Origin of the sequence: Chelatococcus sp. YT9, from assembly GCF_018398315.1 — a bacterium.
In the GTDB taxonomy this organism is placed as follows: domain Bacteria; phylum Pseudomonadota; class Alphaproteobacteria; order Rhizobiales; family Beijerinckiaceae; genus Chelatococcus.
In genome coordinates this window covers 2,378,718-2,391,163 of the sequence record NZ_JAHBRW010000001.1, presented here as the reverse complement: position 1 = coordinate 2,391,163, position 12,446 = coordinate 2,378,718, and the positions used below count along the sequence as shown (strand labels likewise).

Genomic DNA, 12,446 nt, shown 5'->3' with positions numbered 1-12,446 from the left:
ACTATGGGTTTCAAATGCGGCATCGTGGGTCTCCCCAACGTGGGTAAGTCCACCCTCTTCAACGCGCTGACGCAGACTGCCGCCGCGCAGGCGGCGAACTATCCCTTCTGCACCATCGAGCCGAACGTCGGCGACGTCGCGGTGCCTGACGCACGGCTAGACAAGCTTGCCGCCATCGCCGGCTCGAAGGAGATCATCCCGACGCGCCTGACCTTCGTCGATATTGCCGGACTGGTGCGCGGCGCCTCGCGCGGCGAAGGGCTCGGCAACCAGTTTCTTGCGAATATCCGCGAATGCGATGCGATCGCCCACGTGGTGCGCTGTTTCGAAGACAGCGACATCACCCACGTGGAAGGTAAAATCGCGCCGATCAACGACATCGAGACCATCGAGACCGAGCTGATGCTTGCCGACCTCGAAAGCCTCGAGAAGCGCGTGGTGCCCCTCGAAAAGAAAGCCAAGTCGGGCGACAAGGAGGCCAAGGAGCAAGTCGAGCTGATGAATCGCTGCCTTGCCCTGCTGCGCGAGGGAAAGCCCGCCCGGCTGGTGCAGGTCGCCGATAACGAGCGTAAGGCCTTCGCAATGCTCGGCCTTCTCTCCTCGAAGCCGGTGCTCTATGTCTGCAATGTCGAGGAGGCAAGCGCCGACACAGGCAACAGCTTCTCCGCCGAGGTAAAAGCCCGCGCTGCCGAGGAAGGCGCCGTCGCGGTGGTCGTCTCCGCCAAGATCGAGAGCGAGATCGCCGTTCTGCCAGAAGCGGACCAGAAGGACTACCTCGAGGCGGTGGGCCTCGAGGAGCCAGGCCTCAACCGCGTCATCCGCGCCGGCTATGCGCTGCTCAATCTCGTCACCTATTTCACCGTGGGTCCAAAAGAAGCGCGCGCCTGGACCATCGAGCAGGGCACCAAGGGCCCACAGGCCGCCGGCGTCATCCATAGCGATTTCGAGAAGGGCTATATTCGCGCCGAGACCATCGCCTACGACGATTACATCGCCTGCAAGGGCGAGGCTGGCGCCCGCGAGGCCGGCAAGTTTCGTCTGGAAGGCAAGGATTACGTGGTCGCCGATGGCGATGTCCTGCATTTCCGCTTCGCCAATTAGAACGAGGCGATGGCGATGCGCCTGACGCACCGCCACGATTGGAGATTGGCACTCAGCGAGGCGATCGACCTGCAACGGCGCATGCGCGCGGAGATGATCGCCGACCCGCCGCTCGATCTCGACAGGATCAAGGTCGCCGGCGTTGATGTCAGTGTGCGCGACGACGTATCGAAAGCCACCGTCGCCGTCCACAAGGCGGTGAGGACTGCCGCGCGGGATCGGTAGAGTGGGCTACGTGGTCTGCGTGCTTGTACGCCGTTCACAGTCTCGCCAAGACGGGCTGCCAGAGTAGCTCGCGATCGAGCAATGATGCGGCGCAGACCCTGTTACACAGGCAGAACGCGCTGCAATAAGACACGGAGAAAGCGAAATATCACCATATATATTCATAACAAACTGAGAACTGCCCCATGAAGTGGAAAAAATACTTTATTATTAACATAAATATCGATCTGATTACGAGCATTTACGCCAGAAAGCTTCAAGTAAGGTATAATATACCGCCAAGTAGGCATTTTTTCCACGGCTGTGGTGACTTTGGCAAATATCCAGAACTCGCGGGAGCGATGTTTAACGCCTCTCCCCTCTTGCCAACATCGCTCGCGGCCGTCGATCGTACGTCAAAGCTGATGATCGTGTCGCATGGCAGTGAGTTCGGCCTTTGCAGCATGGACATGGCGACCTTGGTCTCGAAACTTGTAAACTCCGGTCTCAAGGAAGTAGGTCTCATTTCTTTCAAGGCATGCCTTACCGGAAAAGGTCGGTTTCTAGACATTCTGTCCAAAGACATCGCGATGCGCGGGATCGATCACGGATGGCTGATTGGCTACCGGGAAACTGCCATGTTGACCTTCTCTTATTTTGGCAGCCCCTGGCACACCTGTATCAATAGCGATGAAGATATCGATTTACATTATTACCATGGGTATAAATCCGCGGACAATGATCGTATCCGCCTCGTAAAAGGCAACATCGATGTTGTGCTGCCTGGAACGCGGCGTTTTTCGACCACGTCGCCGCAGCTTTGCAATCTACGCCGGCGACTGACCTGAGACAGCCTGCAGCCGTGCCGCAACCGCATACCTGCGTCAACTTTTCCCTGCCTGACCCATGGGTTAGGGTCTTAACGCATGGAGCCGCAAATCATATCGAAGGATGCACATGTCGCAGCTGCATTTTGAGGACTTCGTGGTGGGCGAGAGCAGGCACCATAGTCTGCCCCCGGTCACCGCCGATGACATCCTTGCCTATGCCAGAGAATATGACGCGCAGCCCATGCACTTGGGCGAAAGCGGCGGTTTCTACAGCGAACATATCGGCTCTGGCTGGCATACGTGCTGCCTGACCATGCGGGCGATCGCGGACTGCTTCCTCACGCAATCGCGGGCGTTTGGCGCTCCAGGCATCGACTCGGTGGAGTGGCGCGCTCCGCTGCGACCTGGCGACGAGCTCCACGTCACGATTGAGACCCTCGACAAGCGCAAGTCCCGCAGCCGCCCGGAGATGGGTTTGGTACAGTTTGCGATCGAGACGGCGAACCAGTCCGGCACGCTGCTCATGCGCCAAGTCAACTGGGTCATGTTCGGCACCCACGAGCCACCCCTGGAGGATCGGCCGACCGCCATACCGCGTGTTGTGCCTGCCGCCGCCGCGGCCACGCTGGCGGGCGAAGCGAGCATGGATCAGCAGCTCTATTTCGACGACCTCACGGTGGGCGATACCCAGGTCCTTGGCTCTCATACGTTCAGAGAAGCCGATATCATCGCCTTCGCCCAAGCCTATGATCCCCAGACGTTCCATACCGATCCGGTGGCGGCCCGCAGCAGCTTCTTCGGAAGTCTCTGCGCATCCGGCTGGCATACTGGATCCGTGTGGATGAAGAAGATGGTGGAACGCCGCAACGCCCTCCTTCAGGTTGCCCTGGAACGTGACGGTCATGCAGCGCGCCTCGGTCCGTCCCCCGGCGTGAAGGATCTTAAATGGATCAAGCCCGTGTTCGCAGGCGACACGCTCACTTATCGCTCACGCATCAGTAGCAAACGGTTGTCAGCTTCCCGCCCCCAATGGGGAATCGTGTCGCATCACAACACGGCCCACAACCAGCATGGCGAGTGTGTATTCGCATTCGACGGCGCGGTGTTCTGGGAACGGAGTCAACAACACACGAGTTAAGCGCAGCCCTCACAGCGTGCTCGGTCCGATCTGCTGCACGCGGGCGTTGCGTCGCCACGCTGCGGGTCCACATATTACATGTATGCCCACCTGTGGAATCCAGCGAGTAAGCCATGCGGTGGGACAAGTATTTTCTGATCAACCTCAATGTTCTCGACGATGACGTCCGCAACGTCGCGGATGGACTACGCAGGCGCTACAGTCTGGATAAAGCACATTGCTTTGCGCCGCACGGTCAGCTCTGGCCACCCTCGCAAGCGCGTGGCGCGGACCTCGTCTATACACCGCTCAGCCACCGCCAGCCGGCGTTCCGGGAACTCGATCGCAGCTGCAAGCTCATCGTGGTCATGAGCGGCCACTCCATGATGACGACACAATCCGCCCATGCTCAGATCGCCCGCGAACTACACGGTTGGGCGCTACGCGAAGTCGGACTTGTGGCCCTCATGAGCGACTTTCGGGACCCTCATCAGTATCTCGCGAACATCGCGATGGAACTCAGCGAACTTCGGATCGGCGTCGGCTGGCTCACGGCTTACCAGAACCAAACCGCGGCCGGCCGGCACGTCTTTGAAGGATACCCGGGGTTACAGCCAGCAGCCGTCCTGCGGGGAACGATACAGACCCCGGAAGCGGACCGATGGTTCTTCCCGCGTTACGCCAAAACCCGCGCCCAGAGGGCACCAGCGGCTTAGCATCGGCGATCGTGAGATCCTGCAGCCTTAGTGTCCATCAAAGCTCATCAAGGTCCGCACAGTGATGCCGAGATTGCGCAGACGCTCGGCGCCTCCGAGTTCGGGAAGATCAATGACGAAGACGGCTGCGACAACCTCAGCGCCCATGTTATTGAGGAGCTTGACCGCCCCGGTCGCCGTCCCGCCCGTGGCGATAAGGTCATCGACGAGGATGACACGATCGCCAGGCGTGATGGCATCGCGATGCATCTCCATTTCATCGATGCCGTATTCCAGCGAATAGGCGACGCGCACCGTCTCGTGCGGCAGCTTTCCCTTTTTGCGGATCGGCACAAAGCCGGCCGAGAGCTGATGTGCGACCGCGCCGCCGAGAATGAAGCCTCGAGCTTCGATGCCGGCGATCTTGTCGATCTTGGACCCCGGCCACGGCTGCACCATCTCGTCCACCGCCCGGCGAAACGCGCGCGCGTCGCCGAGAAGGGTCGTGATATCGCGAAAGACCACACCGGGTTTGGGATAGTCAGGAATGCTGCGTATCGCCGCCTTCAGGTCTGTCATCAGCCGTTCGGTTATTCACCGCTCCCTCACGCAACGCACGCGCATCTCTTCCAGATTCGACCAGACACGACAGGAGCGCAAGTGACTTGAGCGATCAAACGGCAAGGTCGACATGTACATGTCTCATGTCGCCGTATGGCTGTCAGCGCGTTCTATGAACGGATATCAGCCGTGCGGCGCGGCGGGGAGCACGCTGCAAAAATAATGGCCGCCCCGAGAGCTCCTCGAGACGGCCGGAAAAACAAGCCGATATTGGAAACGCATCGGCAGTGGCGGAAGCCGTAGCGGCGTAGCCTCAACCCATCACCTCAGGCTTTGGCTTCCTCGTCATGCGCCTTGGCCCAGATCTTCTTCTTGGTGAAGTAGAGCAAGCCGCCAAACACGAGCAGGAACACCATGACCTTGAAGCCGGTCTGCTTGCGGGCCTCCATGTGAGGCTCGGCTGCCCACATCATGAACGCAGCCACGTCATGGCTGTATTGCTCGACCGTTTCAGGGACCTGCGGCTGGCCGTTCGGCAGCTTCGGATATTCGACCTGCCCATCGTTGATGGGCTTTGCCATAGCAATGCGATGGCCGGGGAAGAACTCGTTGTAATGCTGCCCCGGCTGAAGCTCGAAGCCTGCAGGCGGTTGAACATAGCCATTGAGAATAGCGTGGATGTAATCCGGACCCTGCTCCTGGTATTGCGTCACGACGTCAAAAAGAAACCAGGGAAAGCCGCGCTCGTAGGTGCGGGCCTTGGCGAGCAGCGAAAAGTCCGGAGGAAAGGCGCCGCCGTTCGAGGCACGCGCCGCCTGCTCATTGGGGAATGGCAGCGGGAAGCGGTCCGCCGGCCGACCCGGGCGATCGAACATGTCGCCGGCATCGTTCGGGCCGTCGTGGATCTGGTATTCGGCGGCCAGTGCCTTGACCTGAGCTTCGCTGAACTCCGGGCCGCCCGGCTCGGCGAGGTTTCGGAAAGCGACGAGGCCAAGCCCATGGCAAGCGGAGCAGACCTCACGGTAAACCTTGAAACCGCGCTGGAGCTGAGCTCGGTCGAACGTTCCGAAGGGTCCGGAGAAGCTCCATGATTCGCGTGGGGGCTTGGGCGCTCCCTCCGCAGCCTCAGCGGGCAGCGATGCCGCACCGGCAAGCGCGACCATGGCGGCCACCACACCGGCGATGAGAAGACCAGGCTTCGACATATCCCTCAAAATCCCTCGGCGATGGCCATTGGCCGGCCCATCTGAACCATCATTCTGTCCCCATCACCAGGCAATGGCCCCATGCGGCCATTGCCCGACGGACGGGAGCCCATCTCGCGACGAGCCATCATCCCTTGGTGCTCGGCGCTGAGGCCGCCGCCTGCGCGACCACCGCACCACCGGCACCTGCCTGCTTGGCAAGCACGGCATCTGCGATGGAATTCGGCAACGCCTTCGGCTTCTCGATGAGGCCAAGCAGTGGCAGAAGAACCAGGAAGTGGATGAAGTAATAAGCAGTCAACAGACGGGAGGCGATGACGTAGCCGCCCTCAGGAGGCATCGCGCCGAGATAACCGAGGCCGACCGACACGAGGGCCAGCACCCAGAAGAGCTGGCGATAGATCGGACGGTACACTGCCGAGCGCACCTTCGACGTGTCGAGCCAGGGCAGGAAGGCGAGCACGGCAATGGCGCCGAACATCGCGAGCACGCCGCCGAGCTTGTCCGGGATGGCACGCAGGATCGCGTAGAAGGGCAGGAAGTACCACTCCGGAACGATATGCGCGGGTGTCACCAGCGGATTGGCTGGGATGTAGTTGTCAGCATGCCCGAGGTAATTCGGCTGGTAGAACACGAACCAGGCGAAGAACAGCATGAAGCAGACGATGCCGAAGGCGTCCTTGACGGTCGCGTAGGGCGTGAAGGGCAACGTGTCCTTCTTGATGTCCTTGATCTCGACGCCAGTCGGATTGTTCTGGCCGACGTGGTGGAGCGCCCAGATATGCAGCACGACAACGCCGGCGATCATGAACGGCAGCAGGTAGTGCAGCGAGAAGAAGCGGTTCAGCGTCGGGTTATCGACCGAGAAGCCGCCCCACAGCCAAGTCACGATCGGCTCGCCGACAAAAGGCAGCGCGGAGAACAGATTGGTGATGACGGTGGCGCCCCAGAAGCTCATCTGGCCCCAAGGCAGCACGTAGCCCATGAAGGCGGTGGCCATCATCAAAAGGAAGATGATCACGCCGAGGATCCACAGCACTTCGCGCGGCGCTTTGTAAGAGCCGTAATACATGCCGCGAAACATGTGGATGTACACGGCGATGAAGAACATCGACGCGCCATTGGAATGCAGATAGCGGATCAGCCAGCCGTAGTTCACGTCGCGCATGATATGCTCGACAGAGGCGAAGGCCAGCGTCACATGCGGCGTATAGTGCATCACCAGCACGACGCCCGTGACGATCTGCGCGACCAGCATGAACGACAGGATGCCGCCGAAGGTCCACAGGTAGTTCAGGTTGCGCGGGACCGGAAAAGCGATGAAGGACGAATGGATGAGCCCGCCAAGCGGAAGGCGGCTCTCGAACCACTTCATAAAGGCGCTTTTCGGAACGTAGGTCGAATGTCCGCTGCTCATGGCTCTCTCAGGTAGCTCCCCGGCTTCACGCTGCTGCGGCCATCAACCGATGCGCAAGGTCGTATCGGAAATGAAGGAATAGACCGGAATATGCATGTTCTCCGGCGCTGGCCCCTGACGGATACGACCGGCGGAATCATAATGCGACCCATGGCAGGGGCAGAACCAGCCGTCATAATTACCCTGTTGGCCAAGCGGCACGCAGCCAAGATGGGTGCAGATGCCGATCATGATGAGCCAGGCTTCTTTGCCCGCCGCTGCACGGTTGGCGTCCGTGGCCGAGGCATCCGCATCCAGATTGGCGTTGCGCGCATTCTGGTCGACCAGCTGGGCGAGCGGAACGGCCTTGGCTTCCTCGATTTCCTTGGATGTGCGGTGACGGACGAAAACCGGCTTGCCGCGCCATTTGACGGTGATGCTTTGCCCTTCGGCCACCTGGCCGACGTCAACTTCCACCGTGCTCAGAGCCAGCGTGGACGCATCGGGATTCATCTGGCTGATGAAGGGCCAGGCGACGCTCGCCAACCCAACGGCGCCGACGGCGCCCGTCGCGATGTACAGAAAATCCCGCCTGGTCGGCTCAGAACTTGCTATCTCAGCCACAACGGCTCCCCAGTCCTCGATATTCCGGTTCTGCTAGCGCCGGATCACACTTTCCAACGCCAGCAACACCCACGTTGGCCCGACGGAAAGCAATGAGAACCCAGGTCCTCAGCTTGCCATCCCGAACGAGACCTCCCGCAAGGCAGCACCGCTGCCGCCATAGCAACAAACACGGCGTGACGATGGCCGCAATGCGACCGGGAGTCGCCACCACCGTCCATGTGGCGGCTCTTTGGCATGGTTCTAGAAGCATGTCCATAGGCTTGGGGGGCATCGACATTCCCGCCGGACATGACTGGTATGGCCGATTTTCACCGCTTGGCCGGGGAAAGAACGGCGAGCAAAGCCGCCCTCGGAGATCTTTGCACAGGCGGCGCTTTTTGCCACACCCGGCTGCGCAATTCCGTCGCACTGCCCTTGCGAGCGCCGACCCCGGCCGTCGCCTCAACTGCGATATCCAACATGCCGCCGCTTGGCGCCGGAGGAACCCGTTTACACCGCGGCTTCGCTCTCCAGCGCGGCCGCATCCCCGTCGGGTGCGAGGAAGCCACCCGATTGCCGGTGCCACAGCCTGGCATAGAGACCACCCTTCGCGATCAGCGCATCATGGGTGCCATGCTCCACGATCGACCCGCGGTCCATCACCACGAGCCGGTCGAGGGCGGCGATCGTAGACAGGCGATGCGCGATCGCAATGACAGTCTTGCCCTTCATCAGATGCTCCAGCTGGCTCTGGATGGCAGCCTCTGCCTCCGAATCAAGAGCCGAGGTCGCTTCGTCGAGGACCAGAATCGGCGCATTCTTGAGCAGCACCCGCGCGATCGCGATGCGCTGGCGCTGCCCGCCCGAGAGCTTCACGCCACGCTCGCCCACATGCGAATCGAATCCCCGACGGCCGCGATGGTCTTCAAGCCCCGCGATGAACGCCTCCGCATCCGCCAGTTGCGCCGCGCGGCGGATGGCATCTTCGGGCGCGTCCGGCTTCCCGTAGCGGATATTATCCCGGATCGAACGGTGCAGGAGAGACGTGTCCTGGCTGACGACAGCGATCTGCTGCCGCAAGGAATCCTGCGTTGCCCTGGCGATATCCTGACCGTCGATCAGAATGCGTCCGCCCTCGAGGTCATAGAGGCGCAGAAGGAGGCTGACGAGCGTGGACTTGCCCGCACCACTCGGCCCCACCAGCCCGACTTTTTCCCCAGGCTTAACCACAAGGTTCAGATCCTCGACCACGCCGGATGTGCGGCCATAGTGGAAGCGCACATCCTCGAAGCGGATTTCACCCCCGGTGACTTCGAGCGGCCTGGCGTCGGGCACATCAACCACCTCGTGCGGCCGCACGATCGTTTCCATGCTCTCCTGCACGGTTCCCACATTATCGAAGAGGGTCCGGACCACCTGCATGACCCAGCCGGACATGGTGATGATGCGTAGGACGAGCGCCAGCGACGCGGCAATGGCGCCCGGGCTCATCTGTCCGAGCGACCACAGATAAATCGCAGCGCTCGTCGACACTATGAACAGCACCGTGTTCAGGGCCGACAGGGTCACGCTGACGCCGGTCATCAGCCGCATCTGCGTCAACATCGCGGTGGTATGGTCGGCGATCGCCTCGCGGACCGCCGAGCGCTCTTCCGACACGCGTGCGAAGAGCTTGACCGTCAGGATATTCGTATACGTGTCGACGACGCGTCCCACGAGATAGGAACGCCTGTCCGCCACCGCTTGCGATCGCATCTGCGCGCGTGGCACGAAATAGACAAGCAGCGCGATATAAAGGATGACCCAGGCGACGACTGGCACAGCCAGCAGGATGCCGATCTGCCCGAACACGGTGATCGCGGTGACCGCATAGACCGCAACGAACCACAGGTTATCCACAAGACCGGTGGCGATTTCCCGCAAGGCCGGCCCGACCTGGACGATGCGGTTGGCGAGGCGACCGGCGAAGTCGCCCTGGAAATAGGCAAGCGAGTGGTTGATCGTGTAGAGATGCGCGCGCCAGCGGATCATATTGGTCAGTTGTGGCACGACGACCTGGTCGACGAGCATGTCGTTGATGGCTGTGAACAGCGGCCGCAGCACCAGGATGGCAATGCCGCCACCGACAACAATCACGCCGTAGTCCGCGAAGAACTCGGCCGGGGTCGAGCCGGACAGCCGGTCGACCAGCCAGCCGACGATCAGGAGCAATGACGAATCGACGATCGAGATGACCAGTGAGCTCAGGAGGATGAGCACGAGCCAGAAGCGCACCGGCTTCAGATAGTACCAGGCGAAGCCGAGGAAGCTCTTCGGCGGCATGCGCATCTCGTCGAATGGCGCAAACACGTCGACGCGCTGCTCGCACCAGTTCAGGCATCTTTGCAACCAGCGCTGCAGCACGGCATAACCCTCGGTGATGTCTCGAAAAGCCGGACAGGATACACGCTCGTAGCAATTCGCCCAGAAAGGAGGCGCAACCGTGATCCGCGGCAGACGCAGAGGCGGCGAGAGCATCGAGTGCGAGTGAAGTCAACGGAGGCGGCTTGACGTCGGGCCCGGAAGCGCGCAGGCCCTCACCATGGATCATGCTCCCATCGCCCTTGCCCTCTACCAGCCCGACATTCCCCAGAACACGGGGACACTGCTCAGGCTGTGCGCCTGCCTCGCCGTAGAAGCCCATATCATCGAACCCGCCGGCTTCCCGGTAAGCGATCGCGCCTTCCGACGCGCGGGCATGGACTATCTCGATCGTGTGACGATTGAGCGTCATGCCTCATGGACGGCCTTCGACGACTGGCGGCGCCCCACGGCGCGCCGGCTCGTGCTGGCGACGACACAAGGCGCGACGCCCTATACACACTTCGCCTTCGGGCGAGGTGACATCATCCTGCTCGGCCGCGAATCGGCCGGGGTGCCCGAGGCGGTCCACGCCGCAGCGGATGCCCGCATTCTCGTGCCGATGGTGGCCGATTTGCGCTCGCTCAATGTCGCCGTCGCAGGCGCCATGATAGTCGGCGAGGCGCTGCGACAAACGGACTGCTGGCCAAGCCTGTAGCTTAAGCCAACAGCTCGGACATCTATTCGCGTAAAACGACCTGAGGGAGCTGCCATGGGTTCCGCCGGCACCGACATCATCGCCACAGATGCCCAGCGCGACGAAGCGCGCCAATGGTTCGAGGCGCTGCGTGACCGAATCTGCGCCAGCTTCGAGGCGCTTGAGGCCTCGGCACCCGGCCCGTTCTTCCCAGAAGCGACGGAGCCGGGACGTTTCGAGCGCACGCCCTGGCAGCGCCGCGACCATACCGGCGGCGACGGCGGTGGCGGAACCATGGCGATCATGCGCGGGCGCGTGTTCGAGAAGGTGGGCGTGCACTGCTCCACGGTACATGGAGAATTCGCGCCCGATTTCCGCAGCCAGATCCCGGGCACGGATGCGGACCCGCGTTTCTTCGCCACGGGCATCTCGCTGATCGCTCACCCCTGGAACCCGAACGTGCCGACCGTGCATATGAACACACGCCTTGTCGCCACGTCGAAGTCCTGGTTCGGCGGCGGCGCCGATCTCACCCCCGTGCTCGACCGCCGGCGCAGCCAGGATGATCCTGACGCCGTCGCCTTTCACGCGGCGTTGCGCGGCGCTTGCGACGCCCATCCCGCCATCGCCTCCTATCAGCGCTACAAGGATTGGTGCGACGAGTATTTCTACCTGCCCCACCGCAAGGAGCCGCGCGGCATCGGCGGCATCTTCTACGATCACCACTGGTCCGGCGACTTCGCCGCTGACATGGCCTTCACTCGCAGCGTCGGCGAAGCTTTCCACGCAATCTACCGGCAAATCGTGGCCGACAATTATGAAAAGCCCTGGACGGACGCCGACCGCGAGGAACAGTGCATTCGCCGCGGACGCTACGTCGAATTCAATCTGCTTTATGATCGCGGCACACTGTTCGGCCTGAAGACCGGCGGCAATGTGGATTCAATTCTCTCCTCGATGCCGCCGAGCGTACGCTGGCCGTAGGACCACCTGCTTTTCGGGACGGCAGGCACGCCTGGCCATCTGCACGCCTGGCCATCTGCACGCCTGGCCATCTGCACGCTTGGCCATCTGCACGCTTGGCCATCTGCACGCTTGGCCAATCTGCAAGCCTGGCCATCTGCAAGCCTGGCCATGAGGGCACCCTGGCCATGAGAAAAAGAACAATCGCGTGTCATCCCGGGGCGGCCGTGAGGCCGAGCCCGGGATCCATGAACACTGTCGGTGATTCAGGGGAACGCGTCGGTGTTCATGGATCCCGGACAGCGGCTCCGCCGCTTCCGGGATGACCGGGAGGCGCCGTCACACCTCGAAATGACCGCGATAGCCGGCCCGCCCCGTTCAGCCCTCAATCCGCGCTGGGCAGGCAGCGGATCGTGAATTCGATCCGCCCGTCCTCGAGTTCTCGCCAGTTCTCGACCTCGGTCATGTAGGCGGCTTTCGGGAAGCGCTCGAACCATTCGCGTGCCTTCTCTCGCGCCGCCTCGCGGGGCAATGTGAAGGTCTCCCGTCGCCAGGGCGAGTTGGTCGCATCGCGCTCGCGTCGCTGGACAACATCGCGTCGTGCCGCGAGGCGCTGGGCGAGATCGGAGGGACGCTGAACGGTACGAGCCATGACGATGTCCGGTTACAGCCTGACGAACGCCCGATGAGAGGCATCCGTCTGGTCATGCTACCCCTGGTCGAGGCTATGT

At 61.8% G+C, this 12,446-nt stretch carries 13 protein-coding genes; 7 read left to right on the top strand and 6 right to left on the bottom strand.

The features are described from left to right. The first annotated feature begins 3 nt into the window (after window positions 1-3). The 5 genes from ychF (at window position 4) to KIO76_RS10845 (ending at window position 3,968) form a co-directional block, all read left to right on the top strand. Window positions 4-1,101, top strand: coding sequence for a redox-regulated ATPase YchF (ychF, locus tag KIO76_RS10865; protein ID WP_213323292.1), 1,098 nt, complete (start codon window positions 4-6; stop codon window positions 1,099-1,101). A 9-nt stretch (window positions 1,102-1,110) separates the two neighbouring features. Beyond that, window positions 1,111-1,326, top strand: coding sequence for an endonuclease V (locus KIO76_RS10860; protein WP_213323291.1), 216 nt, complete (start codon window positions 1,111-1,113; stop codon window positions 1,324-1,326). A gap of 185 nt (window positions 1,327-1,511) precedes the next feature. Further along, the gene (locus KIO76_RS10855; protein WP_213323290.1) at window positions 1,512-2,153 is read left to right on the top strand and encodes a hypothetical protein; all 642 of its coding nucleotides are present in this window, start codon (window positions 1,512-1,514) and stop codon (window positions 2,151-2,153) included. A 109-nt stretch (window positions 2,154-2,262) separates the two neighbouring features. Beyond that, window positions 2,263-3,273, top strand: a complete 1,011-nt coding sequence (locus KIO76_RS10850; RefSeq protein WP_213323289.1) for a MaoC/PaaZ C-terminal domain-containing protein — start codon at window positions 2,263-2,265, stop codon at window positions 3,271-3,273. A gap of 113 nt (window positions 3,274-3,386) precedes the next feature. Next, window positions 3,387-3,968 (top strand): hypothetical protein, encoded by a 582-nt coding sequence (locus KIO76_RS10845; RefSeq protein WP_213323288.1) that lies wholly within the window; start codon window positions 3,387-3,389, stop codon window positions 3,966-3,968. 27 nt (window positions 3,969-3,995) lie between these two features. On the opposite strand, the gene KIO76_RS10840 is transcribed toward KIO76_RS10845, so the two are convergent. From KIO76_RS10840 to KIO76_RS10820, 5 genes are all read right to left on the bottom strand, one after another. Then, window positions 3,996-4,526 (bottom strand): adenine phosphoribosyltransferase, encoded by a 531-nt coding sequence (locus KIO76_RS10840; RefSeq protein WP_213323287.1) that lies wholly within the window; start codon window positions 4,524-4,526, stop codon window positions 3,996-3,998. Between the two features lie 308 nt (window positions 4,527-4,834). After that, window positions 4,835-5,713, bottom strand: coding sequence for a cytochrome c1 (locus tag KIO76_RS10835; RefSeq protein WP_213323286.1), 879 nt, complete (start codon window positions 5,711-5,713; stop codon window positions 4,835-4,837). 127 nt (window positions 5,714-5,840) lie between these two features. Beyond that, complete coding sequence (locus tag KIO76_RS10830) at window positions 5,841-7,130, bottom strand: cytochrome b (protein ID WP_213323285.1); 1,290 nt, start codon at window positions 7,128-7,130, stop codon at window positions 5,841-5,843. A gap of 42 nt (window positions 7,131-7,172) precedes the next feature. After that, window positions 7,173-7,733: a ubiquinol-cytochrome c reductase iron-sulfur subunit gene (gene petA, locus KIO76_RS10825; protein WP_213323284.1), complete on the bottom strand. Its 561-nt coding sequence runs from the start codon at window positions 7,731-7,733 to the stop codon at window positions 7,173-7,175. A 492-nt stretch (window positions 7,734-8,225) separates the two neighbouring features. Further along, window positions 8,226-10,043, bottom strand: coding sequence for an ABC transporter ATP-binding protein (locus KIO76_RS10820; RefSeq protein WP_213325209.1), 1,818 nt, complete (start codon window positions 10,041-10,043; stop codon window positions 8,226-8,228). A gap of 253 nt (window positions 10,044-10,296) precedes the next feature. Here KIO76_RS10820 and KIO76_RS10815 point away from each other — a divergent pair, with 253 nt between their 5' ends. Continuing rightward, entirely contained in the window at window positions 10,297-10,773 is a 477-nt protein-coding gene (locus tag KIO76_RS10815; RefSeq protein WP_213323283.1) for a tRNA (cytidine(34)-2'-O)-methyltransferase, read from the top strand. Window positions 10,774-10,827: 54 nt separating this feature from the next. Beyond that, window positions 10,828-11,736 (top strand): oxygen-dependent coproporphyrinogen oxidase, encoded by a 909-nt coding sequence (gene hemF / locus KIO76_RS10810; RefSeq protein ID WP_213323282.1) that lies wholly within the window; start codon window positions 10,828-10,830, stop codon window positions 11,734-11,736. A 364-nt stretch (window positions 11,737-12,100) separates the two neighbouring features. Here hemF and KIO76_RS10805 read toward each other — a convergent pair whose 3' ends face one another. Further along, on the bottom strand, window positions 12,101-12,367 hold the full coding sequence (locus KIO76_RS10805) for a hypothetical protein (protein ID WP_213323281.1): 267 nt from the start codon (window positions 12,365-12,367) through the stop codon (window positions 12,101-12,103). Window positions 12,368-12,446 lie beyond the last annotated feature (79 nt).

Bases quoted from the DNA above. Each gene is read 5' to 3' on its own strand.
- ychF (WP_213323292.1), top strand. From the start codon at position 4: ATGGGTTTCAAATGCGGCATCGTGGGTCTCCCCAACGTGGGTAAGTCC.
- KIO76_RS10860 (WP_213323291.1), top strand. From the start codon at position 1,111: ATGGCGATGCGCCTGACGCACCGCCACGATTGGAGATTGGCACTCAGC.
- KIO76_RS10855 (WP_213323290.1), top strand. From the start codon at position 1,512: ATGAAGTGGAAAAAATACTTTATTATTAACATAAATATCGATCTGATT.
- KIO76_RS10850 (WP_213323289.1), top strand. From the start codon at position 2,263: ATGTCGCAGCTGCATTTTGAGGACTTCGTGGTGGGCGAGAGCAGGCAC.
- KIO76_RS10845 (WP_213323288.1), top strand. From the start codon at position 3,387: ATGCGGTGGGACAAGTATTTTCTGATCAACCTCAATGTTCTCGACGAT.
- KIO76_RS10840 (WP_213323287.1), bottom strand. From the start codon at position 4,526: ATGACAGACCTGAAGGCGGCGATACGCAGCATTCCTGACTATCCCAAA.
- KIO76_RS10835 (WP_213323286.1), bottom strand. From the start codon at position 5,713: ATGTCGAAGCCTGGTCTTCTCATCGCCGGTGTGGTGGCCGCCATGGTC.
- KIO76_RS10830 (WP_213323285.1), bottom strand. From the start codon at position 7,130: ATGAGCAGCGGACATTCGACCTACGTTCCGAAAAGCGCCTTTATGAAG.
- KIO76_RS10820 (WP_213325209.1), bottom strand. From the start codon at position 10,043: ATGCGCATGCCGCCGAAGAGCTTCCTCGGCTTCGCCTGGTACTATCTG.
- KIO76_RS10815 (WP_213323283.1), top strand. From the start codon at position 10,297: ATGGATCATGCTCCCATCGCCCTTGCCCTCTACCAGCCCGACATTCCC.
- hemF (WP_213323282.1), top strand. From the start codon at position 10,828: ATGGGTTCCGCCGGCACCGACATCATCGCCACAGATGCCCAGCGCGAC.
- KIO76_RS10805 (WP_213323281.1), bottom strand. From the start codon at position 12,367: ATGGCTCGTACCGTTCAGCGTCCCTCCGATCTCGCCCAGCGCCTCGCG.